This window comes from Pseudoalteromonas sp. Isolate3 (genome assembly GCF_022398505.1).
GTDB lineage: Bacteria > Pseudomonadota > Gammaproteobacteria > Enterobacterales > Alteromonadaceae > Pseudoalteromonas > Pseudoalteromonas apostichopi.
Genome location: NZ_JAKEVN010000063.1, coordinates 1 through 23,950 on the forward strand (window position 1 = coordinate 1; position 23,950 = coordinate 23,950).

General features: G+C 39.2%; 18 protein-coding genes. 11 read left to right on the forward strand and 7 right to left on the reverse strand.

The window, feature by feature from the left end; genetic code table 11:
* Window positions 1–270: 270 nt before the first annotated feature.
* Both L1D46_RS12865 and L1D46_RS12870 read left to right on the forward strand, forming a co-directional pair.
* Window positions 271–1,446, forward strand: a complete 1,176-nt coding sequence (locus L1D46_RS12865; protein WP_239977626.1) for a DUF547 domain-containing protein — start codon at window positions 271–273, stop codon at window positions 1,444–1,446.
* A 248-nt stretch (window positions 1,447–1,694) separates the two neighbouring features.
* Window positions 1,695–3,485, forward strand: coding sequence for a putative 2OG-Fe(II) oxygenase (locus tag L1D46_RS12870; protein ID WP_239977627.1), 1,791 nt, complete (start codon window positions 1,695–1,697; stop codon window positions 3,483–3,485).
* A gap of 40 nt (window positions 3,486–3,525) precedes the next feature.
* Here L1D46_RS12870 and L1D46_RS12875 read toward each other — a convergent pair whose 3' ends face one another.
* The 3 genes from L1D46_RS12875 to L1D46_RS12885 all read right to left on the reverse strand — a co-directional run bounded on the left by L1D46_RS12875 (window position 3,526) and on the right by L1D46_RS12885 (window position 10,710).
* Entirely contained in the window at window positions 3,526–5,172 is a 1,647-nt protein-coding gene (locus L1D46_RS12875; protein WP_239977628.1) for a tetratricopeptide repeat-containing sulfotransferase family protein, read from the reverse strand.
* 76 nt (window positions 5,173–5,248) lie between these two features.
* Entirely contained in the window at window positions 5,249–8,107 is a 2,859-nt protein-coding gene (locus L1D46_RS12880; RefSeq protein WP_239977629.1) for a TonB-dependent receptor, read from the reverse strand.
* 254 nt (window positions 8,108–8,361) lie between these two features.
* Window positions 8,362–10,710, reverse strand: coding sequence for a DNA polymerase II (locus L1D46_RS12885; protein WP_239977630.1), 2,349 nt, complete (start codon window positions 10,708–10,710; stop codon window positions 8,362–8,364).
* Window positions 10,711–10,778: 68 nt separating this feature from the next.
* On the opposite strand from L1D46_RS12885, the gene L1D46_RS12890 reads away from it, so the two are divergent.
* The 9 genes from L1D46_RS12890 (at window position 10,779) to L1D46_RS12930 (ending at window position 18,685) form a co-directional block, all read left to right on the forward strand.
* Window positions 10,779–12,503 (forward strand): sulfotransferase, encoded by a 1,725-nt coding sequence (locus tag L1D46_RS12890; protein ID WP_239977631.1) that lies wholly within the window; start codon window positions 10,779–10,781, stop codon window positions 12,501–12,503.
* An 85-nt stretch (window positions 12,504–12,588) separates the two neighbouring features.
* Window positions 12,589–14,664, forward strand: a complete 2,076-nt coding sequence (gene dinG / locus L1D46_RS12895) for an ATP-dependent DNA helicase DinG (protein ID WP_130051835.1) — start codon at window positions 12,589–12,591, stop codon at window positions 14,662–14,664.
* A complete protein-coding gene (locus L1D46_RS12900; protein WP_130051836.1) occupies window positions 14,664–15,440 on the forward strand; it encodes a TSUP family transporter in 777 nt (258 codons plus the stop codon). The genes dinG and L1D46_RS12900 overlap by 1 nt, the downstream gene beginning before the upstream one ends.
* Complete coding sequence (locus L1D46_RS12905; protein ID WP_130051837.1) at window positions 15,441–16,049, forward strand: primosomal replication protein; 609 nt, start codon at window positions 15,441–15,443, stop codon at window positions 16,047–16,049.
* Window positions 16,046–16,939 (forward strand): histone deacetylase, encoded by an 894-nt coding sequence (locus tag L1D46_RS12910; protein ID WP_239977633.1) that lies wholly within the window; start codon window positions 16,046–16,048, stop codon window positions 16,937–16,939. Before L1D46_RS12905 ends, L1D46_RS12910 begins: the two co-directional genes overlap by 4 nt.
* Before the next feature lie 46 nt (window positions 16,940–16,985).
* A complete protein-coding gene (locus tag L1D46_RS12915; RefSeq protein WP_130051839.1) occupies window positions 16,986–17,258 on the forward strand; it encodes a late competence development ComFB family protein in 273 nt (90 codons plus the stop codon).
* Entirely contained in the window at window positions 17,255–17,413 is a 159-nt protein-coding gene (locus L1D46_RS12920; protein ID WP_130051840.1) for a DUF2496 domain-containing protein, read from the forward strand. Before L1D46_RS12915 ends, L1D46_RS12920 begins: the two co-directional genes overlap by 4 nt.
* Window positions 17,414–17,485: 72 nt before the next feature.
* Window positions 17,486–18,373, forward strand: coding sequence for a DMT family transporter (locus L1D46_RS12925; protein ID WP_130051841.1), 888 nt, complete (start codon window positions 17,486–17,488; stop codon window positions 18,371–18,373).
* A 69-nt stretch (window positions 18,374–18,442) separates the two neighbouring features.
* Window positions 18,443–18,685, forward strand: coding sequence for a hypothetical protein (locus L1D46_RS12930; protein WP_054563649.1), 243 nt, complete (start codon window positions 18,443–18,445; stop codon window positions 18,683–18,685).
* Here L1D46_RS12930 and L1D46_RS12935 read toward each other — a convergent pair whose 3' ends face one another.
* From L1D46_RS12935 to L1D46_RS12950, 4 genes are read right to left on the reverse strand one after another with little or no spacing between them, the layout of a single operon-like run.
* The gene (locus L1D46_RS12935; RefSeq protein ID WP_167658856.1) at window positions 18,686–19,342 is read right to left on the reverse strand and encodes a tRNA (adenine(22)-N(1))-methyltransferase TrmK; all 657 of its coding nucleotides are present in this window, start codon (window positions 19,340–19,342) and stop codon (window positions 18,686–18,688) included.
* Window positions 19,342–20,271, reverse strand: a complete 930-nt coding sequence (locus tag L1D46_RS12940; RefSeq protein ID WP_239977632.1) for a class I SAM-dependent methyltransferase — start codon at window positions 20,269–20,271, stop codon at window positions 19,342–19,344. The genes L1D46_RS12935 and L1D46_RS12940 overlap by 1 nt, the downstream gene beginning before the upstream one ends.
* Before the next feature lie 5 nt (window positions 20,272–20,276).
* Window positions 20,277–22,271 (reverse strand): excinuclease ABC subunit UvrB, encoded by a 1,995-nt coding sequence (gene uvrB / locus L1D46_RS12945; protein ID WP_130051844.1) that lies wholly within the window; start codon window positions 22,269–22,271, stop codon window positions 20,277–20,279.
* Complete coding sequence (locus L1D46_RS12950; protein ID WP_130051845.1) at window positions 22,268–23,647, reverse strand: MATE family efflux transporter; 1,380 nt, start codon at window positions 23,645–23,647, stop codon at window positions 22,268–22,270. Before L1D46_RS12950 ends, uvrB begins: the two co-directional genes overlap by 4 nt.
* Between the last annotated feature and the right edge of the window lie 303 nt (window positions 23,648–23,950).

Consider the following 23,950-nt stretch of genomic DNA (forward strand, 5'->3'; position numbering starts at 1 on the left):
TTTAATAACTTAAACCCCCTATATATAGACGAAATCACAAATAACCTAGATAAAATGACAGCCAAATAGAAATTACCAGATTAACAATGCAAAAGTTAATAGAATGAACATTCTATTAACTAAAACCGTTTAACCGACCCAATAAAAAATCTTAACCCTCCTAATTTATTAAGATAAACACGCCAAGTAGTAATGTATTCGGTACATATCAACTTGAAAAAAATGTAACAATCGGCAATAGTTAGATTGTTAAAACAACAAGGAAAAATCATGTTTAAACAATTATTACTAATTGCATTTACTTTTTGCTCACTTTCTTCGTATGCAAAAATAAATGAACTACCAGAAGAATTCTCAGACTTTAGCCTTAATCGAGATATAAAAATTTCATATGAGGATCTTGATAACTTACTTGAAATAACCGTTCTTGATATGGGTAGGTCAGATAGAAGTTCACGTAAATCGAAGTCATCAATTGGCACAAGAATGAAATCCCACAAAAATAATGATACAGCTTTGGAGGCTAATCGTTTTTTATTTGAGGCAGTGACCAAATCAGAAATAAAAAATGGCTTTCACAAAATTCGTGTAAGCCTAGAAAAAGTACCTGACGAAATTTCTCTTAACGAACTTAGCCTTGATGAGCAATTGGCCTACTGGCTTAACCTTTACAATACAGCGATGATTGAAAAGTTAATCGAGCATTACCCTGTTCGCGATACAGAAGATCTTCTTTTTGATGATGATTCAATTTTAGATGAAGAATTTTTAACCGTTGCCGGTTACAAACTTTCACTCAATGATATTCAACATAAAATCGTTTTCGAAAAGTTCGGTAAAAAGAAACCAATCGTTATGTATGGCTTCTATCAAGGTAACATTGGCAGTCCAAATTTGCGTAATGAAGCTTATAAAGGCAGCAAGGTTTACCATCAACTCGTTGAAAACGGTGAAGAGTTTGTAAACTCGAATAGAGGTATGCAAATTAAGCGTAAAAACCGTCTTTATGTATCTAAATATTACGAGCAGACTGAATCATTATTTACTGACTTCGAAACAGACTTACGTGAACATTTAGAGGACTACGCTGAAGGTCAAATGAAAAACGATGTTAAATACGCAAAACGTTTTAAAATTGACATTGAAGATTGGAATATAACCGACTTATTTGGAACAGAACGTAGTTTTGGTGCATCTGCCTCAACTAACCCTGCGGCTATGTTAAACGCTGTGGTGAATAATTCTGATATACCAGTCTCTGCGGATGGCAGTAGCTCAGGTATGGGGGCCGTTAATGTTAACTTTATTAATGACTCTATCATGATGCGCACGATGGATTTTGGTCGCTTCTCACCTGAAATGTTAGAAAAAATCAAAAAGCTCAACTTAAAACGACAAGACAATAGCGGTACTGTTGAAATCAAAGATATTGATTCAAACAATTGATCGCTTAATACCGCATGTCAGTAATCAGCGGCATGCGGTCTTTTCGAATAGAAATCTTAATGCTAAGTCAGGCATTACAACAAATACCCAAGCTAACCTAAGTTAACTTCAGGGCTGTTTATAACCCTTCACCAACAAGTAAAAGGCAGTAAACACACCGAAGAAATCAGAGACCTTGATGTAAATCAAGAGTAATATTTTACTTTACTGTACACCATGTTAACATAAAGCAAAAACAGGGTGTACGAGTGAATAATTCATTGCAAAGAGCTTTGCATGCATTCAATCAACAACAATATGTGCAGGCATTACAACTCCTTTCTTTACATACAAATAAAACCGCTGATTGGTATACATTGAATAGCTTATGTTTATCAGCTGTAAACAAAACTATTGAAGCAGAGCAGTGTTATTTAAAAGGCTTAAGCCAATTTAGTAATCATGTTGGTCTTTTAGACAACTACACCAACCTACTTTGTAAACAAAGAAAATACACTGACTGTATTCAGTTTTGTGAATACAACACAGTCTCTTTGTCTCTTGAAAAACCACGCCTCAATTACATTGAAAGTCTAATTAATCAAGATGAATTATTAAAAGCCGAACAATTCCTAAGCGACACATCCCCTTCGCAAACTTCATTAGTTCGATATCACTGGCTCGCTCTAGAGCTTTTCGAGCGATTGGGTGATTTACAACGTATCGAAGACTATTTTCAAACAAAATTACCAGCCCAATTAAAGGGGCAATTTCATTTCGTTTATAAAGAAGCGTGTAATTATCGTAATTTGGGTAAATTTGACAAAGCATTGGAGCTTTTGAAAATGCTTTTAAAACAGCAACCAAGTGCTGAGTTACATTATATAGTTGGTTGTACACATTATGATTTACAACAATATGAACATGCACAAGCTCATCTCAAGGCATGCTTAGAGCTTGCTCCTAACTATGTACCTGCACATGAAAGTCTTAATAAGCTCTACTGGGAACACGCACAGAGCGAATTAATGAGCTCGTACACCCATACTTTTAAACACTATGATGCGAACCCTGTTCTGATCCACTCTCAAATTGGCCAACTACTTCAACTCGATAGGCTTGAGGAAGCATTATTAGTAAGCTCTGAAGCAACAACGAGCCATCCGCGAAACTTAGACCTACTCCATGCACACAGTATCATTTTAGATAGAAAGGGGCATGAAGAAACAGCATTTTCAATCCTTCAGCAACTAGTAAAAGAAGCACCACACAATGCACGTTACAGTATCGATTTAGCAAATTTTTACATACAACAAGGCGAGTACAGCTCAGCGATCTCTCATTTAGAAACTGCTGTAAAATTTAATCCTCACAACCAAGAGCTATGGGCATATTTAAGTATTGCTTGGCGCTTATCAAATAATGATAAATATCATTGGTTAACTGACCTAGATAAATTCGTTAAAGTGATGGAGCTCCCTGCTCCGCCAGGTTTTAAAAACTTTGCTGATTTTAATAGACAGTTGCAGGAACTAATGCTCAGCCTTCACACAAATAAACTACAACCATTAGATCAAAGTGTTCGCAGTGGCAGCCAAACACAAGGTCACTTATTACACCGCTCAAACCAACTTATTGATTTATTTAAGTCATCTATGAACCAATGCATTAATCAATACCTGATGCACCTGCCTGTGGATGCTAACCACCCTCTATTAGCACGTAACCATAAACGCTTTGTTTCAAGAGGTAGTTGGTCGGTAAAACTAGAACAAGGGGGTTTTCATGCTAATCATATCCACCCTCAAGGTTGGTTATCTGCTCCGAGCTATATTTCTATTCCTAATGAGATGAGTAAAGATGATGACACTAAAAATGGCTGGCTTAAGCTAGGAGAAACCAGCCTTAACTTAGGAGAACGAGAATCTATTGCTCGTGAAATATGCCCAGAGGAAGGTCAAATTATTATATTCCCCAGCTATATTTGGCATGGTACCTACCAACTAAAAAGCAATAGCCCTCGGCTAACAATTCCTTGCGATATCATGCCCTTAAAATAATAAAAAAGACCATCTAAATGATGGTCTTTTTTATTACCAATTACTTATTTAACAGCGCTTTTGCATCTTGGTAGTATTTTTCATCGGCCTGTATGTATTCAAGGTAATTTGCAAATCGTCCTGATGACGATTTATAAAGAGGTTTTCTAACCTGCCAGACACTTGCAGTACTTACTGTGCCAGTTTTATGATGAAATCGCTGCGCTTCATCAGTGTATTCTAACCCTAAAAAACTAAACAGCGGTTCTAACACCTGCTCAGGTGACTCAACAAGTAAATCATAATTCAGAGTAAAAATATCGTTACCAAAACACGACTGCCAATGTGATTTAATACGTTGCTGCTGCTCATAGTGATGCAGCGTATCGCTAAGGGACACAGCATAGTTTAAACTCGGACCTAAATGCTGGAAAAAAGCAGACAAGCTATTATCTTTAATATCTCGCTCTGTCCAGATAATCTTAGCTTTCGGATATAGCTGCTTGATGATGTCTAAGTAAAGGTAATTTTCAGGGCGTTTATCTGTTACATAAAGCGCACCTTCAGCTCTTAAGGTTAATTGTTCTTTATAACCATTAATAAATTCAGGCTCTTTAGCCTTATTAACAAGTGCCTTTTCATCGCCAATCAAATTAAATAACGATGAATGCAAATAGGCAATTTCACCACCTGCCGCTATTTGCTTGTTAGAGCTGATAATTTGTTCAATCAGTGTTGAGCCAGAACGAAACATACCACAAATTATAATGGGTGTTATTGAGCTATTCGCTTCTTGCAGAACAATATTACGAGCTAAGGTGTAGTCAGTAATCTTCTCAACAGATTGGCGATCATAGGCTGGTAAATACTTTTTATTGTAATGATTAGCTTTTACATAATAATGCCAAGCTTTCTGATAGTTTTTGCAATCATTAAATACTTTACCAAGTGCATAATAAATATCAGCACACGCTATATCATCTGATTCCCGCTGTAATATGGCTAAGCTTGCTTGCTCATAGTCAATTGCATCGCGTTCAGTGAAGGTTTCAATATCGGCCAATCTTGCTTGAGCCATCGCATTAAATGCATCTATTTTTAAAACCTGTTGAAATCCCTTCTTAGCCTTATCTTTATCACCGAGTTGTTCATAAATATTTGCCAATGCAAAGTGGGCTTGCAGATTATTACTATCAGCACTAATTGCCTGTTCTAAATACTTTATTGCTGAATCTGGCTGATGTAGTTGATCATTATGGACAAAAGAGATTTCGATTAAAGCAGGTACTTTAAACTGCTCTGACAAAACCCTCGCTTGATCTAGATAAGTTAATGCTGCATCTGCGTTATCAAGCTTTCTTTCTATTTTACCTAGCTGAAAACAAATATCAGCTTGCTGCGGGTTTGTCTCATATAAAGGTAATAGCGCGTTTTTTGCAATTTCTAGCTCACCACAACTTAAACTTAATTGTACTAGGGTCAGTACGTAATCAAACTTTGTAGGAGCAATTGATACCAGTTGCTGGCAATAAGAAATGGCTGTTTCAGTGTCTTGTTGCTGCATAGCAACTTTGAAAAGGACCTGTAACGCTTTTTCAGCAAAATCACTGTTATGTGTTAACGGTTTTAATAACTCTATCCCCTGGCTAACTTTACCTTGCTGAAGTAAAGCAACAGCTTGGGTAAACGTGTGTTGTTCTGATGTCATTGTTTCCCCATATTAAAAGCTTCCCCATAAAAAAAGCGAGCCGAAGCTCGCTTTATCATACATTAATTAATTCAGATTAGAATTTTAACGTTACGCTCGCGTGGAAATAACGACCTAATGTGTCGTAGAAACCAGCAATTGCGTTACCATTTGTAGATAGTGAACCACCTACCATTGGCGGCTCTTTATCTAGAACGTTATTCACACCAATAAGTACTGAAGTGTAATCATTTACAGTGAATGAACCTTTAAGGTCAAGGTAGCTTTGTGAACTAATACCGCCTTGAGCTAAAGTATCACTTCCTTCATAGTCACTTACAGCACCAAAGTAACGCCATTTAGCTGTTGCTCTCCACCAGCTGCCTGTGTCATAGCTTGCACTAAGAACATGACGCCATACTGGTTGTGGGTAACAGCCATCGTTTAACGTGTCAACACAGTCATATACTTCACTTACGCCAGGAATATTATCAAATTCCTTAGTCATCATGTAAGTACCGATAAGGCTTGTAGAAAGTGTACCGCCGCCGATTTCCATATCGTAGTTAGCACTTAAATCAACACCTTCATAGTGAATGTTACCTAAGTTAGTGTTAGTTGCTACAACTTGACCAGAACCAATCCAAAGGCTAGCACTACCAGGCGTACGTTGTACGTTATCACAGAATACTGCTTGGCCTGTTTTACCACATTGCTCAACAATAAGCTCTGCGTCAATCGCACCAATTGCGTCTTCAAGTTCGATATCCCAGTAATCGATTGAGAAGTTGAAATCTTCAAATGGGTTACCAACAACACCTAAAGTGATTGTATCAGCGATTTCAGGGCTAAGATTCGGGTTACCACCGAAGAAACCATTGTATTGGTCAGCAGGGCTCTTACCTACGTTACCGTATTGAGATGCTGGAACACCTGTATTAGCACATTCTGCTTGGCTAAGAGATGGTGTTGCACCCGCACAAGGATCGGTACCGGCCCATAAACCTGTGCTTTGTTGTGCGAAAAGCTCGCCGTTATTCGCAGCACGAACTGCACGGTTATAGCTTGAACGGATCTTCCAGTTTTCAGTAACATCCCAGTTCATTGCTACTTTATAAGTAGGCTCTGAACCTGACGTGCTGTAATCAGACCAACGATAGCCTAGTTCAAACAATAGGCTTTCAATACCTGTAACGCCTTCGACGATTGGTAAGCTTAACTCACCAAATACTTCTGTTACATCGTACTCACCGTTAAGGCTCTTAGTTGTACCACCTTGACCTAGTAATAGGCCTTGTGCGTAAACTTCATCCGCTGTACGGCTGAAAGTTTCTTCACGGTATTCAGCACCGAATACTGCCGCGATTGGGTAATCTGAAGAAGGTAGACCCCACTCAAACTCACCAGTAACGAAACCATTCACGATAAATTGCTCTGTAACACCATTAAGGATCGCAGTACCAGTTAGTGCACCAGCTGACTCAGGAGTAACACCTTGATACGTGAATACTTCGTAAGGGATACAACCAGATGTTGCTGAACAGTCTTCGCCATTTGCAGAAAGTGCAGTACTGATACGCGGACCAAAGAAGTCATTTTCGTATGCTGAAGATGAAGACGAAGAACCGTATTGTACGAATGCTTCGTATGACCAAAGGTCGCTAAGCTCACCTCTACTACCTAGTACTAAGCGGAATGAGTTATGCTCAAGGCTATCAGCACGAGGGCCACCTTCAACGTTACGTTTACCGATGTAAGTTGCAAATTGGTCACCTGAAGTTAAACCGAAACGGTCAGTTAGGTTTTGACGCTGTGCATCTGTAAGAAGCGGGCTATCGTAATCGATAACATAGTTTTCGTTAAAGAACGTACCAGATTCTGCGATTTGCGCTGTAGTACGGTCACGCATGTACATCGCTTCCATGAACGGTTGGAAGTGATCATTAATTTCGTACTTAGAGAATAAACCTAAAGTGTGACGCTCGTTAGGGCGCATGAAGTGGTTAATTGGCGCGTAGTTATATACGTTACCACTTGAAGGAATGAAGCTACTATCAGAGCCAAGTGTCCAGTAATCATAATCATCCCAATCAAATGCACCGCTGTCTGTAGGCGCTGAAATATAGAAGTTAGGAATAACTGCGTTACCTGAACCACCACACGCTGTACCTGCAGCATTTAGAGCACATGAAGAGTAATCACGGGCACCTTGGCGAAGTTCGTTTTGCTTTTGGTAAGTGAAATAACCAACAGCATGGCCTTTACCACTATCGAAAGAGCCACCTAATGTAGCTGAGAAGTCAAAAGAAGAACCATCAAAACCTGAGCTACCTTCTGGGTAGTCGAAGTCACGCTCATCCATTAAACCTTGGATGTATTCATTATCATTATCGTGTTGATATGCAGTTGAACCAAGGCTTACTTCAAAACCTTCGAACTCATCGTTCATTACAAAGTTTACAACACCCGCTACCGCATCGGCACCGTAAGTTGATGAACCACCACCCGTCATTACGTCAACACGCTTGATAAGAGCAGCTGGGATTTGGTTAATATCAGCAGACTGAGTATAGATACCACCCGCTTGCATACGACGACCGTTGATAAGTACTAGAGTACGCTGTGAACCCATACCACGTAAATCAAGAGTAGCTGTACCAGAAGCACCATTTGATTGGAACGCTGTATTTGAAGCTTCAAGTTGAGGCAAGCTGTTCATCATGTCTTCAACACGTGTAAAACCAGCTACAGCGATTTCTTCAGCTGTTGTAACTTGTACTGGGCTTGCAGTTTCAATATCAGTACGTTTGATACGTGAACCTGTAACTTCAATACGTTCAACTTTTTCTGCTGCTTCTTCTTCAGCAGCATAAGAGTTTACAGAAAACGCAGCTGTTGAAGCTGTACCAAAAGCAAGCGCTAAGCGAACTGCTTTTGAAACTTTATTATTTAACATTTGATTCTCCCTGGACCACTATATTGTGGCTATATTTAGCATAAGCTTGTTTATTATTTGTATCGCATCAGGACTGCGACAAACAAATAATAAACAAATAAACCAAAATATCCAGCCCTTTATTTACAATTTTTTAATGAAGCAGCAAAAAGTTTACTTTTTCTTGTTTTGTGAATAAAAAACACACAAATAAGCGTTTAAACTGAGCCAATCGATCATTCACCGCAACAAAGAGTCAAAAAAATGTTAATTTTCTAAAAAAGCTGTATCTGACGGTCATTTAGAGATGAAACTTTAGTACCCAAATCAACAACAATCATTTCAGCTATTGGCAATAATTGTTTATTAACATAAATTCCATAATCATAATTATGTTGACCTGTGTAGTACTCAACGCCGTTAGCGGTGTAAACATATTCAATTACTTGACCACGCTGAAACGCCAGATGGGGATTGTCAGCTAAATGCTGTTTCGCTGCTTTTACATGGGGAGGGATGTTTTTTTGGTAATCAGTTAAATGCTGACCTAAACGCTTACGATAGATAAGGCTTGAATCAAACTCACCTGCATAGAGTTTTTTAACATATCTATCAAAGGCTTGCACTATTAATTGTGGACTGTAATTTTCTGAAAATAAAATTTCAAATAATTCTGTCTGAAACTTATGAGCAAGCTCTGTCCAATCACTTCTCACAGTTTCCATGCCTTTAAAGACTAATTTTGAAGCGCCATTTTTTTCAACTTTTCCTACATAGCGCTTTTTAGAACCTGTTGTTTTGCCTCTAATTGTAGGCATAAAAAATGGGCTATAGTGGGTTTCGAACTCAATTTCCAAGAAACTGTCTATTTTATAATCTTGTAATAATTTAATTTGCCAACATTTGTTAATTTTTTTTGCCAGTTTCGTACCGATTTCATTACAGTTATGCAAATTTAGATCATCGTCAAGCCTTACAAAGGTCGAATCTGTATCACCATAAATGACTTCGTAGCCCCACTCTTCTATCCACTGCTTGGTGGTTTGCATAATTTCATGACCACGTAAAGTGATAGAGCTAGACAATCGAGGATCATAAAAGCGACAACCTTTTGAACCAAGTACACCATATAAACTATTCATAATGATTTTAATCGCCTGTGAGAGCATAGGCTGATCTTTGTCTTTGGCTATTTGTCTTGTCGCTGCAAGTTCACGGATCAGTTCAGGCAGGTGGTGTTCAGTGCGTGAAAACTGTGCTTGGTTAAATCCTTCGATTGCATTATCCGGCTTTTTTAATCCCTCTATAAGCCCAAGAGGATCTATACAAAAGGTCCTCATGATCGATGGATATAAGCTTTTGTAATCAAGCACAAGTATATTCTGATACAAGCCTGGCTGCGATGACATAACATAACCACCTGGGCTGTCAAAGCTTAGCCCGTGATCTCCTAAATTCGGGGCAACATAGCCACTTCTATGTAACAGTGGTAAATAGAGATTAGTAAAGGCAGCAACTGAACCGCCCATTCTCTCTAATTCGAGGCCTGTGAGCTGGCTTCTTACAACCGCAAAGTCGAGCAGTTTGAGCTTCTCAAAGATGCGTAGTACCAATATACAATCTTGTCTGTTGTAGTTAGCAAGCGAAAGCTTCTCTTCATTAAACTGACGAATAATCTCTTCAAGGCGATTATCAGTGCTAATCAGCTTTTCTTCGCCAAGTTCAATGCTTGCTACATTGGCAAGGCTAAAACTGTCGTAATGATAAGTGGCATTTTTTAAGGTATCAATACCATCAACCACAACGCGACCAGGTATTGTAATGCGGGTAAAGTTTCCCTCACGCAAACGCATTTTTTCTTTATTACGCCCAAGCTTTAGTGAAATACCTAGTGCCTCAGCTCTTGCATGAAGTACACTAAAGTCAAATTCAATAACGTTCCAGCCAATTAATACATCTGGGTCAATTCGCTGAATTTCAGTCTCAAACTGAGATAACAGATCAATTTCATCTTCACACCAGTTAATTTGATAATCTAATTCGACAGTAGATTCTCGGCGCCCTATCATTAACACTTTGTCTATGCCGTCTCCGACTAAGCCAATAGAAAATAGTACGCCATCACCATTACACTCAATATCAATAGAAACGAGCTTAAAATTAGGTTTAAATTCATTGTTTGGTTTTAATTTTGCTTTCTTTAGCAGTCTAAAATCGCTTCGTGTTTGAATTTCACCTTTTACCCATACAGAGCCTTTTATAAAACGTTCCATCAAAAATCTGTCAATTGGCCTAACATCATCTTCAAACGTCACTATTTGTGAACTTTTTAAAATTTTGATGGCACGGTAATAGTCTTTTAATGAATTAAAATAACAACAGATCACCGATTGATTTTGAAAGTTTTTTAATTTGGCATCTGCAAAACGAACATAAATGCTTTGACTTTGTAAAAGCCTTTCTGCAGCAGACACTTGATTGTCAGGGATGAAAAACACCACTTTTTGCTGTTCAACGAGCACTTTTAATGGGCCGTGTTTACACCACAACCAAAACACAAAAGTAACTCCTGTTGAGCTATCGAAGGCCTCTTTTGAAAGGATAAAACCTGTATCTGTAACCATTTACTTCAAATATCTATCACGGTAGAGGTATAGTACACCCTAACTATAAAAAATTATAAGAGCCAATTATGAGCCCAATTGATACGATTAATAACGCAAAAACACTCGTTGCTACTGAACCACATAAAGCTAAAGTTATGTTGTTAGAAGTACTCAATGAACATCCAGAATATCACGATGGCTGGGCTGTACTTGCTGATACTCACAAACGACTGCAAGAGCATGAACAACAACAAAGTGCACTAAAACAATATGAAATGATTTATTGGTTTAATAAACAACTAGACACTGCGAAACAACAATTAACCAATCAAAATCCTCAGCAAGCTCAGCAAGCTCAGCAAACCATTCAGCAATTATTAAAATTAGTACCAAATGAATATAGAGCACTTCAAACGCTGGCTGATATCGCACTAAAGGTGGGAGATAGCAAAGCGTACTTGGACATATCAAAACATAACCTCGAGAACAACTCGCAAAAACAAGCAGTCCTAGAAAACTACTGCCAAGCCTTACTCAATACCAAGCAATTTGAAGAGTTACTCACATTTTATCGCACATCGATCCCCTCTCCTACTTTATTTATTGAGAGTTTAATTGCTATCGCTCATGTAAAAATGATGCAATTTGATAAAGCAAAGGCCATCTATAACAAGTTACTCGATGCAAACTATTACGCAGCCCATTGCCACCTTCGACTTGGTAACATAGAAAAAATCAAAGGTGATACTGAACTTGCTATAACGCACTATAAACAAGCACTCCAACTAGATAACAGACTAGGTGAGGCCTATTGGAATTTAGCTAATTTAAAAACATATACATTTAATAATAGGGATATAGACAGTTTAGTAGAACAAACACAATCTGCTGTTCAAAACCTCAATAGTGCTCAACTTTACTTTGCTCTCGCCAAAGCCTATGAACAATGCCACAACTACGAACTCTCATTTAAGACATTAGAAAAAGCAAACAAAATTCAAAAAGCACTAACACCATACAAGCCAAGCAACTTTACTTTTCGTTGTAAAAAATATTTAACTCAAAGATCTATTAATAATCTTACATCTAATGAATCGCTACAGCTGATTTTTATCGTCAGCTTACCGCGAAGTGGCTCTACCTTAGTTGAGCAAATTTTAGCAAGTCACCCTGATGTTGATGCAAGTTACGAGCTCACAGAAATAAATGCAATCGCTCGAGAGTTAGAAAGTAAAAAACTCTCAGATGTTCCTTATGGCCTTGATAAGCTAACTGATAAAGATAAAGCACACTACGCTGATAGATACCTAAAATTTATTGCTCCTTTACGTGGAAAAAACAATATATTTATCGATAAGCAACCAGTGAACTTTCATCATATCGCGTTAATTAAAACGCTCTTCCCAAATGCGAAGATACTCGAAGTAACGAGAGATAAAGCCGCAACTGCGTGGAGTTTATACAAACACTCTTTCTCTGAGGGTCACGCCTATAGCTACGACTTTACATCTCTTGCAGAATATATAAATGATTACACTGATTTAATGTCGCACTGGCATTGCTTATATCCTGACGAAATATTTAAAGTCGACTATCAAAATCTTGTTAATGATTTTTCCAACACCGTGAGTGAGTTACTAACTTACTGCGATTTAGAAATGCATGAAAGCTGCATGAGTTTTTATAATCACAAACGCCCAATTATGACACCAAGCTCAGAACAAGTAAGGCAACCCATTTACAAAGATGCATTAACAGAATGGTCTAATTATCAGGTTCATCTTGAACCTCTATTAAAGCTAATAAAATAATAATCGAACAAGTCGCTTGTAGTTGCCCAGTTAAATCTCTAAAATTCATTACTGTAATTATATACATACTTTAGGTTTTCTGGGCATGCTATCTGACTCTTTAAAAAAAACAATTCGGCAAATTCATAAGCATGTTGCTGATAACCTTACTGACTACCGCCCTAGAAGCAGTCAAAACTATTTAGTTGCCGAGATAGCAAAAACCCTTGCCGGTGAGTATCACAAAAGTCAACGTATCTGTGTCATTGAAGCTGGCACAGGGACCGGTAAGTCACTCGCTTATTGTTTAGGTGCATTACCATTGGCGATGGCCAAAAAAAAGAAATTAGTGATTTCGACGGCAACTGTTGCCCTACAAGAACAGTTAATTAGTAAAGAACTGCCGTTTTTTAAAGAGCACTCTGGGTTAGATATTAAATTTGATTTAGTTAAAGGTCGTCAGCGTTATATCTGTGCACAAAAACTTAGTGCTGCAGTTAATGGCGACAGCCAAACGCAAATGGAGTTTATGCCAACCCTGTCATCACCACTTTCAGATATGGAAACCAAGTGCTTAAAGCAACTTTATGATGCTTATTCAAACAAACAATGGCAAGGCGATCGCGATAGTTGGGCTGATACTATTCCGGATAAAGTTTGGAATTTAATTGCCTGTGATAAACACTCATGCCAACGACAAATGCGCGCTCATCAGCTCTGCCCTTTCCATATGGCGCGTCAGCGTCTTATGCAAATGGATGTGCTAGTGATCAACCATTCTTTGTTACTAGCTGATCTTGATTTGGGTGGTGGTAAGATTCTACCTGAACCTGACGATACTATTTATGTTATTGATGAAGCCCATCACTTAGCGCACATCACTCGAGACTTCTCATCTGCTGCGGCAACAATCAAAGGCACCATCGACTGGCTCGACAAGCTTGTTAAATTCGCAGGGAAAATGGCGAATGTACTGGTGGGTCAAAAAGCGATTGGGCAAAATTTTAAACTCAGTGACAGCATCAATGATGCGGGCAAAAACCTAAAAGTAGTCCGTGACATTCTTGATAATGCCGACTTTAACTACAATAGTGATGATACCTATCGCTTTGAGCATGGTGAGATTCCAGCGGCTTTGCATGCTAAAGCAAAAGATATTAGCGATGCCACCCTTGATGCACTAAGAGCACTTAACAAGATGCACGACACCCTAGTGCAAGACGTGAGTGATGGCGATATTAAACCTTATGTGGCCGATCCAATATTGGCTGAAAGTGGCCAGTACATTAATCGCCTAGAGTTATTAAACAAGCTATGGTTTAGTTACGCTACAAAAGGTGAAGGTATTCCCCATGCTCGATGGATAAAACGCCTAGAGTATAAGAACCATCACGATCATTTACTCAGTGATTGCCCTATTGAAGTTGGCTATTACTTAAAAGATAAATTATGGAACCAATGTGCAGGTGCTGTTCTGTGTTCAGCGACATTAACGGCACTTGGCTCATTTGATCACTTTGCATATGAATGTGGCCTTGCCAAAGAAGAAGGTGTCAAATACATTAAAGTTCCTTCTCCGTTTGATTATCCAAAACAAGCCACGCTGCATATTCCTGCAAGTCATATTGAGCCTACAGAGAAAGCCTTTAGCGACCACTTAGCTGAACAGTTACCTAAATTCCTTAACGATAAAAAAGCTAATTTAGTGTTATTTGCCTCTTATTGGCAAATGGACCATGTCGTCAAAGCGTTGAGAAGCAAAGGGATTGATGTATTAGTGCAAGGTGAAATGTCGCGTGAGGCACTTTTGAAAAAGCATAAAGCGAATGTAGATTTAGGCCGTGCTAGTTATTTATTTGGCACTCAAAGCCTGTCAGAGGGTCTTGATTTACCGGGTAAATACTTAGAAAACTTAGTTATAACAAAGATTCCATTTGCGGTGCCGACCTCCCCAATAGAAGAAGCGCAGGCTGAGTTTGTACAAAGTAAAGGTGGCAACCCGTTTCTTTCGATAACCGTTCCTGATGCTGCAAAGAAATTAGTACAAAGCTGTGGTAGACTGCTTCGTAAAGAAAATGATCAGGGCCGTATTACTATTCTTGATCGCCGATTAGTGACCAAGCGATATGGCAAAGCCATGCTCGATACCTTGCCACCCTTTAAAAGACAAATTGATTATTAATGTTTGAATTAGCTTTAGACCCAACAACATGGGCACTATTATGCGCAGTGGCGCTGGCAGCTGGCTTTATTGATGCTATCGCAGGCGGTGGCGGCATGTTAACTGTGCCGGCGCTATTAACTGCGGGCTTACCTCCCCATCTCACATTAGGCACAAATAAACTTGCAGCAAGTTTTGGCTCATTAACAGCCAGCGTGACCTATTTTCGTAAAAAGTTATTCAACCCTCGATTTTGGGCCGCGTCCATCCTAGCAACAGCCATAGGTGCGCTTATTGGTACCCTTGTGGTTGATTACTTAAGTATTGAATTTCTGAATAAATTATTGCCAGTGGTAATTATTCTAGTAGCTTGTTACAGCTTATTTGGCAGTTTGAGTACTACCGAGCATAACGAATTACCAGAACTTGATGGCAAAACTAAAATTAAACAGTGGCTGCAAGGGCTTGGACTAGGCTTTTTTGATGGTTTAGCAGGCCCAGGGACTGGTACGTTTTGGACTGCTTCAAATAGCCTATTATATAAGATGAGCTTGTTACTTAACTGTGGGCTTGCTCGCTCGATGAACTTCGTTTCAAATTTTATTTCTTTGATCACCTTTGTTGCGTTAGGGCATGTGAACTTTATACTTGGTATCACGATGGGCTTTTTCTTGATGCTAGGTGCATGGTTAGGTGCGCATTCGGCAATTAAGTTTGGTAGTAAAATGATCCGCCCCGTGTTTAACACTGTGGTTATTGTTTTAGCATTAAAGTTAATCTATGAGGCTTATTTATAAATGCAATCGACTGCTTTTGATAAACTGCGTTCACAAATTGAAAGGCTAAAGCAATTAGCTACACAATTTGATAAGGGTAATTTGTTTGCGAAAAATCGTTATATGCAAGCCCAACCAAGTTTATTTGATAAAGCAGTATTTAGCACAAAAAGTATGAAGCTGGCAGATTATGTCATAGAAATCGAAGATGAGCTTAACAGCCTGCCACCTGCTGAGCATCGTCACGCATACCAATATGCTCTTGAACGAATTGCCCTTCAGGTAGAAGCTGTATTCAATGTGATCAAATCAACCCCTGTGTGGGCTAAAGAAAATAAGTACAGTTTTAAACCAAAAACAAAGCCACAAGTTTATAAACAAGCAGTAAAAAAAATCATGCAGTCGTCACATGAACTGTATGATGAACTAAAGCAAAATCACGAGTTTGAGCGCCGCTTAGTTTTGATGATTGAAGAGCGAAAACTTAAGCTCGAAGCTGCAAATACGCAGCAAGCAGCCGAAATCAATAAAGAAATACTTGCATTGCATGCAAGGTTGGGCCGTTGCCGTAAGGCAATTTCAGCCACTGAAGACAAAATTCAACAGGTCGAAAAACAGCAGCTCAGATAATGTTTTACTATCATCCAAGTTATTCAGCGTTAGCTTTACCTGAGCGTCACCGCTTTCCGATTGATAAATACCGCTTGTTAAAACAACTTCTCAGCGGCTTTATTGATGAGCAGCATTTCATTACCCCACAACAAGCCACTCGAGCACAGCTTGCTCTGTGCCATGACCAAGATTATGTCGACGCTTTTTTCACTGGCAGCCTTGATACAAAAGAGATAAAAAAAATGGGCTTCCCTTGGTCACATGAATTAGTTGAACGAACACTTTATTCTGTAGGGGCGAGTATTCATGGCGCAGAGTATGCCTTGCAACATGGTGCAGCTTTTAACCTAAGTGGTGGTTATCACCATGCATTTACAGGCTATGGCACTGGCTTTTGTATTTTCAATGACTTAGCGATAGCAGCTGCGCATTTAATTAATACAGATCAAGCCGACACCGTGTTAATCTTTGACTGCGACGTTCACCAAGGTGACGGTACCGCTGAAGTGACACAAGCGCACCCTCAGATCATTAGCTGCTCAATTCATTGTCAACAAAACTTCCCGCGAATTAAACAGCAATCAAACTACGACTTTTCCCTAGAGCATGGCACAAAAGATACTGAATACTTGGAAACAGTGAAACAAGCATTAGCCTTAACGATGAGACTCCACCAGCCAGATATCATTTTGTACAACGCCGGCGCAGACATTGCTACGAATGACGAATTAGGACACTTTCAAGTCAGTATGGAGGGAGTGTATCAACGTGATTATTTTGTATTAAACCAAGCGAAAGAAGCAAAAATCCCTGTCTTTGCAGTCATGGGCGGTGGCTATCAGCGAAATGTAAGCCGTTTGGTTGATGTTCATGGTCAGCTTTTTAGGGCTGCTGTCGATTTATTTTAAAGCTTGGTATACACTTAAAGTGACTTTTTAATTGGGTTCACTTTGTATGAAATTGCATGACGACATTCACAACTACTATGAAAAACTGGTTGTCGAAGACATCACAAAACGTAACTTAGAAACGACCTACAGTGATGATGTTATGGCAGATTTATGCTGCACTGTATTAAATCAACTCCCTGCCCGCTACATACGCTATGATGTTGATATGGAATTTTATTTACCGCAAACAGAGCGTATAAAAATGGAGCAGCAAGTACAAACGGCAATCGATGTGGCAATCAGTCAAGTTGCTAAGAAAAAGGAACTACAATCATGAGTAGTGAGTTAGAGCATGCGCCTGACTATATAAAGATTGCTGTTGACCTAATTATGCTCTTAGAGCAAAACGACGTACCTGCTGAAGATGTATTAGCCGCACTAGAAATCGTAAAATCTGACTTCGAAAAGAAACTCTCAAAATCAACTAATTAATAGTCCGAAAATGGCGAGTATTAGGGCATAAATTTGTTATGCTCAGGTTTTATAATTAAAGAATGTAACACCATGTCATTGCCAAGTTTTTTGCGCTTATTCATCCTTGCTGCTATTTGGGGCGCTTCCTTCTTATTTATGCGTATGGCAGCTAATAGCTTAGGCCCTGCGGTATTAATAGAGCTAAGAGTTGGCTTTGCAGCAATAACACTCTTTATTTTTGCTTTATACTTACGAAAGACACTCGCTTTCACGACACATAAAAAACACTTTTTTATTATTGGCGCACTTAATTCCGCTATCCCCTTTTTACTGTTTGCCTATGCAGCACAAACAATCAATGCATCAACCTTATCAATACTAAACTCAACAACCCCAATTTGGGGCGTGATTGTTGGTATTATTTGGAGTAAAACTAAACCCACTAAAAGTATGCTGCTTGGCTTACTATTAGGTTTAACGGGCGTAGCAATTTTAGTGGGTCAAAATAGCCTCACTATCGATACCCAAGCAGTTACAGCAATCTTTGCAGCACTTTGTGCTTCACTAAGTTATGCCATAGCATCCCATTACACTAAACATGCACCAAAGTTGTCTGCTTTTGATAATGCTCATGGCAGTATGTGGGCAGCAAGTATTATGGTACTACCGCTTATTTTTGTTATTCCTGCCAGAGAAATGCCAAGTAATGAAGTGATGCTTGGAGTGGTCGCTCTCGGTGTGCTTTGTACTGCTGTGGCGTATATACTGTTTTTCCGCTTGATTGATGACATTGGCCCAACTTCTGCGTTGACTGTTACCTTTTTAATCCCACTCTTTGGTATTGTATGGGGTAATTTAATTTTAGATGAACAAATAGGGCCAAATACCTTAGGCGGCGCACTTTGCGTTATCGCTGGCACCATGCTGGTCACAGGCTTTATCCGTATAAAACCATTTTTAAAACGAAACACCTTGTAACAGAATGCAAATTGCATTTTTAAATACAATCTATACTCTATTAGGTACTAAATATGGAAGGAGAATAGTATGTCAGGTACTACCATGGTGGTGTTAATCGTGCTGATATCAGTCGGCTCTGGGGTAATTTATGATATGTATAAAAAACACCTTGAGTTTAAATCACGGACTTTAAAGAATTCAAAAGAAGCAAACGAACATGTTGCCGAAGTGACAAAAGAACTTCAAGAATTAAGAGAACGTGTACAAACGCTCGAAGCCATTGTCACTGACTCTAGCTACAGCGTAAAACAAGAAATTAATAAACTTTAATTACAATAATAAAGCTGAGTACTCATCAAGCACTGGCTGATAATAAGCCGCGTCTTGATTTAACATGCGTTGGTAATGAGCACATAACTGCTTTAAATAGGCTTGGTGCTCTTTACTTGTTAGTTGCCACATTTGCTGCCCAACTCGAGTAACCTGTTTCGATGATGACACACTCATAGCTATGATTTCATAAAAGCGTTTATTTTCACAAATCAACTGTTCTGATACGAGCCCTAATGAGAGTGTTTGCAAATAGCGGCGAACTTGATAACTGTGATGTACAGGGCAAACAATAAAGTCAATATGAATACCTGGGTGATGACCCACAATCTTCGCTAAAAATTGCACCAATAGCTCACCACCAACACCCGCAATAATAACAAGATGGCGTTTATTTGGATCAGGGGAAATCATCGCAACATCCTGACAATGAACTTGCCAGCGAGCGCATTGCTCGTTAGTGGCAAAGCGCACCAGTTTGTCGTTTAGTGCTTGCATCAACTCAGGCACAATATCAACAAAATGTATAAGCTGTGCTTTATTTTGCTGTAAAAGCTCAATTCCTAACAAACCGTGGTCGCAGCAGCAATCCCAGATTTCGTCATAGCCTGATTCAACCACATCAACGATGGCTGATAGTCGTTTACTCAATGCCATTAATTTGCTGTTTTATAGACTAAGGCTTTTAAACTTCGATCACTGTCTACTTCAACAAAGCCATCTGTCGGTTTTAAACGCTCAACAAAACAAATAGCCCCTTGCGTATGCTCAGCAATTAGCTCTTTAAACGCCTGCTCTGAAAGCTCAGGGCTATTAGCACAAAGCAATAATTGGGTGTTTTCATTTAACAGTTCAGGTAAACGACGCAGGATTTTTTGATAATCCTTAGTCAATATAAAGCTTCCTTTTTGAAAGCTCGGTGGATCAACAATGATCAATTCATAAGGTGCTGATTTTTTTAACTTGCCGAATGACTTTAAAATATCGTGTGGGAAATAACTAACTCCTTGAGCAAAACCATTTAACTGATGGTTTTGTTTACCCGTTCTAAGCACGCCTTTATTCATATCCATATTAATAACTTGGTCAGCACCACCCTGCATTGCAGCAACAGAAAAGCCACAAGTATAAGAAAACATGTTTAGCACTTTTGCGTTTTTACTATTAGCTTGGACAAACTCACGACCACGACGCATATCAGGGAATATACCGGTATTTTGGCGACTAAGTAAATCTACTTTAAACTTAATACCATTTTCACTAACAAGGTGCTCTTGTGGTAATTCACCAAACAGAAGAGAATTTCTGGTATTAATTCCACAACGTTGTTGGTAAACCAATGCAGTCACAAGCTCTGGTGCGTTTACTTGCGCCCATTGCCACACTGTATTAGTTAATTGCTCACGCACTTGTTCATCTATTTCTTCATATGAAACTAAAAAAAGTGCTGGCGGATAAAAGTCTAAGTTAATGTGACTAAGCTCAGCCACGGAGTGGCCACGGCCATGAAATACACGGCATAATTCATTTGTAGCGAGAGGAGCCTCTGCTAAAGCATTTAAAATGGCAGAAAAATCGTTTGTCATAATCTTTAGTTAATTAACTGTTGTTGTAATTCGTGAATTTCATCCCGCACAGATGCCGCTTTTTCAAATTCAAGATCGCTAGCATAGGCATGCATTTTCGCTTCAAGCTCTTTAATTTGGCTGGCAATTTCTTTTGCACTGAGTACTTGTTTAGACTCTTTACGCACCAATTTAAGGTTGTCTTTAGGGCTTGCTTCTTCGCCCACATCCATAATATCGGTGATGCTTTTAACCAAAGCTTGCGGCTCAATACCATGCTCAAGATTATAAGCTTGTTGTTTTTCACGGCGGCGATCTGTTTCATCAATGGCTTGTCTCATTGATTTAGTAATGCGGTCACCATAAAGAATCGCTTTACCATTTAAGTGACGTGCAGCACGACCTATGGTTTGGATCAGTGAACGAGTAGAGCGTAAGAAACCTTCTTTATCGGCATCAAGTATCGCTACTAAGGATACCTCTGGCATGTCGAGACCTTCTCGTAATAAGTTAATGCCCACTAACACATCAAACACACCAGCACGTAAATCGCGGATAATTTCAACCCGTTCGACGGTATCGATGTCTGAGTGCAAATAACGAACTTTTACGTCATGGTCATTTAGGTAGTCGGTTAAATCTTCAGCCATACGCTTGGTTAAAGTAGTTACCAATACCCGTTCGTTGACCTCAACTCGTTTGTATATTTCAGAGAGTAAGTCATCTACTTGTGAGCCCACTGGGCGCACTTCAATTTCTGGGTCAATAAGCCCGGTTGGACGAATGACCTGTTCTGCAACTTCCCCTGACGAGCGTTCAAGCTCAAAGTCACCTGGGGTGGCTGACACATAAATAGTTTGCGGCGCGATTGCTTCAAATTCTTCAAAGCGTAATGGGCGGTTATCTAACGCCGATGGCAAGCGAAAGCCATACTCAACGAGATTTTCTTTACGGCTTCTATCACCTTTATACATAGCACCGATTTGCGATACCGTAACATGCGATTCATCGATAATCATTAATGCGTCATCAGGCAAATAGTCAAGCAATGTTGGCGGCGGATCGCCTGGCGTTCTGCCAGATAAGTAACGCGAGTAGTTTTCGATTCCTGAGCAATAACCAAGCTCGGTCATCATTTCGATATCATACTGAGTACGCTGAGCAATACGTTGCTCTTCTACAAGTTTATTGGCACTAAGTAGCTGAGAACGACGGTCTTTAAGCTCATCTTTTATTTTATCAATAGCATCGAGAATTTTTTCACGCGGCGTAACATAGTGCGTTTTTGGGTAAATAGTAGCGCGTACAATGTGCTTTTCAACAGCCCCAGTAAGTGGGTCAAAAATACTTAAACGCTCTATTTCATCGTCAAACATCTCCACACGAACGGCATAAGTATCAGATTCTGCAGGAAATATATCAACCACTTCCCCACGAACACGATATGTACCACGGCTAAATTCAATATCGTTTCGAGTATATTGCAATTCAGCAAGACGACGCAGCATGTCGCGTTGATCGACAGTTTCTCCCACTTTAAGCAGTAGCATCATTTTCATATATGAGTCTGGATCGCCCAAACCATAAATAGCAGACACCGAAGCCACAATGATCGTATCACGACGCTCAAGTAGCGCTTTAGTAGCGCTTAAACGCATTTGCTCGATATGCTCATTGATAGACGCGTCTTTTTCAATGAATGTATCACTAGCAACAACATAGGCTTCTGGCTGGTAATAATCATAATAAGAAACAAAATACTCAACCGCGTTATGAGGGAAAAACTCTTTCATTTCCCCATAAAGCTGAGCAGCGAGTGTTTTGTTGTGTGCCATGATAATGGTTGGCCGATTCAAATCATTAATGATATTGGCCATAGTGAAGGTTTTACCCGTTCCCGTAGCCCCTAATAATGTTTGATGTGCAAGCCCAGCCTCAAGACCGTCTTTTAACTGTGCAATCGCCGTTGGTTGGTCACCATTTGGCTGAAATTTAGAAACTAGCTGAAAATGGTCGCTCATGAATGACACTCCTTCACATAAGACTCACTTAACCCATCAACTTCTTTGATAAACCATCTATAGGCAACCACCGCAGTAAATAGGTTACCTATAGCCGCGCCAATAAATAACCCTTTTAACCCAGCAAACTCACTGCCGATATAAGCAAAAGGCACGTAAAAAACAAACAGACGTACTACACTTAAAATAAGCGCATTCATCGGTTTATGTAATGCGTTAAATGAAGAGTTCGATAGAATAATTACCCCTTGTAGGCCATAACTTAGCGGTAGGATATAAATGAACAGCTTAATAACATCCATTACCGCCTGCTCTTTACCAAATACATTAGCTATCAAGCCAGAAGTTAATAGCAGTAAAATATAAATAGCAAACTGCCAAATCATCACGAATTTTAAGGTTTTAGTGTAGGCTTCTTTTACACGTTCAAACTTACCGGCACCAAAGTTTTGACTAACAAATGGCGGTAAAGTCATCGATAAAGCAAGCACAACAAGACTTGCGATAGACTCAATTCGACTTCCAACACCAAACGCTGCTACAGCTTCAGGACCATGCTTAGCCACTAATGCCGTAATTACCGCCATTGCTATTGGTGTAAGCATATTTGCCCCCGCCGCTGGTAAACCAATTTTAAGAATTTTTTGAATTGAGCTAAATGGTGTTTGCAAACCAGCATGCAAACTCAATAAGCCATTTTTAATTGCTAGAATATATAAAATGATAACCACCGCAACCGACCACGCAATAACGCTGGCAATTGCTGCGCCTTGTATACCTAATGCGGGAATAGGCCCAAAGCCAAAAATAAGCATAGGGTCTAAAATAGCATTAATCAGCCCCGCTCCACCCATAACAATGCTCGGAGTTTTGGTATCACCACTTGCTCTAAGTACTGAGTTGCCAACCATAGGTGTAATTAAAAACACGCTGCCAAGGAACCATACACTCATATACTCATGAATAAGCGGTAATACTAATTCACCAGCACCAAGTAACTTAAAAATAGGATCTATCAGAAGATAGCCCATCACAGAAAGACTAAACACCATCACAACCGATACCAACAATGACATACTGGCATCAAAGCGAGCTTCATCTAACTTATCACTACCGAGGGCTTTAGCGATAACCGCTGAAGTGCCTATACCTAAACCAATTGCAAGGCTAATAACAGTAAAAGTAACAGGAAAGGTAAAACTGACAGCGGCGAGAGGTTCAGTGCCTAGTAAACTAATAAAGAAGGTGTCAACAAGGTTAAACATCATTAGGGTGATCATTCCAAAGATCATCGGAATGGTCATTTTTTTTAAGGTTGGCAGAATGGGTGAGTTTAAAAGATCAGGTTTAGTTTTGCTCTGCGGTTTCACGCTCATGGGGATACTTTGCCTCTTTTTCTGAACCTGTTAGTTTAAAGCATCCTTCTCTTGCAAGCTATGCTTTATTAGCAGAATCAAAATTGATACACAAAACTATCACTTTTGACACTTTGACATAAAAATAACCACTAACCCTCATAAAATACAAGATAAAAACAACTTTAATAGCTTTGTTACAATTAAAAGGCAGTTTTCGCTGTTTTTTTACACAACAAATCGCGCTATTTCATCGTCACGAATAAATTTACTTATCAATTCAGCATGGCTTCAGATAAAAATACTAAGCAATTGATTTATAAT

What these genes read in the sequence shown, in the direction of transcription:
- L1D46_RS12865 (WP_239977626.1), top strand. Translation starts at nt 271, where the DNA reads ATGTTTAAACAATTATTACTAATTGCATTTACTTTTTGCTCACTTTCT.
- L1D46_RS12875 (WP_239977628.1), bottom strand. Translation starts at nt 5,172, where the DNA reads ATGACATCAGAACAACACACGTTTACCCAAGCTGTTGCTTTACTTCAG.
- L1D46_RS12880 (WP_239977629.1), bottom strand. Translation starts at nt 8,107, where the DNA reads ATGTTAAATAATAAAGTTTCAAAAGCAGTTCGCTTAGCGCTTGCTTTT.
- L1D46_RS12885 (WP_239977630.1), bottom strand. Translation starts at nt 10,710, where the DNA reads ATGGTTACAGATACAGGTTTTATCCTTTCAAAAGAGGCCTTCGATAGC.
- L1D46_RS12890 (WP_239977631.1), top strand. Translation starts at nt 10,779, where the DNA reads ATGAGCCCAATTGATACGATTAATAACGCAAAAACACTCGTTGCTACT.
- dinG (WP_130051835.1), top strand. Translation starts at nt 12,589, where the DNA reads ATGCTATCTGACTCTTTAAAAAAAACAATTCGGCAAATTCATAAGCAT.
- L1D46_RS12900 (WP_130051836.1), top strand. Translation starts at nt 14,664, where the DNA reads ATGTTTGAATTAGCTTTAGACCCAACAACATGGGCACTATTATGCGCA.
- L1D46_RS12905 (WP_130051837.1), top strand. Translation starts at nt 15,441, where the DNA reads ATGCAATCGACTGCTTTTGATAAACTGCGTTCACAAATTGAAAGGCTA.
- L1D46_RS12915 (WP_130051839.1), top strand. Translation starts at nt 16,986, where the DNA reads ATGAAATTGCATGACGACATTCACAACTACTATGAAAAACTGGTTGTC.
- L1D46_RS12920 (WP_130051840.1), top strand. Translation starts at nt 17,255, where the DNA reads ATGAGTAGTGAGTTAGAGCATGCGCCTGACTATATAAAGATTGCTGTT.
- L1D46_RS12925 (WP_130051841.1), top strand. Translation starts at nt 17,486, where the DNA reads ATGTCATTGCCAAGTTTTTTGCGCTTATTCATCCTTGCTGCTATTTGG.
- L1D46_RS12930 (WP_054563649.1), top strand. Translation starts at nt 18,443, where the DNA reads ATGTCAGGTACTACCATGGTGGTGTTAATCGTGCTGATATCAGTCGGC.
- L1D46_RS12935 (WP_167658856.1), bottom strand. Translation starts at nt 19,342, where the DNA reads ATGGCATTGAGTAAACGACTATCAGCCATCGTTGATGTGGTTGAATCA.
- L1D46_RS12940 (WP_239977632.1), bottom strand. Translation starts at nt 20,271, where the DNA reads ATGACAAACGATTTTTCTGCCATTTTAAATGCTTTAGCAGAGGCTCCT.
- uvrB (WP_130051844.1), bottom strand. Translation starts at nt 22,271, where the DNA reads ATGAGCGACCATTTTCAGCTAGTTTCTAAATTTCAGCCAAATGGTGAC.
- L1D46_RS12950 (WP_130051845.1), bottom strand. Translation starts at nt 23,647, where the DNA reads ATGAGCGTGAAACCGCAGAGCAAAACTAAACCTGATCTTTTAAACTCA.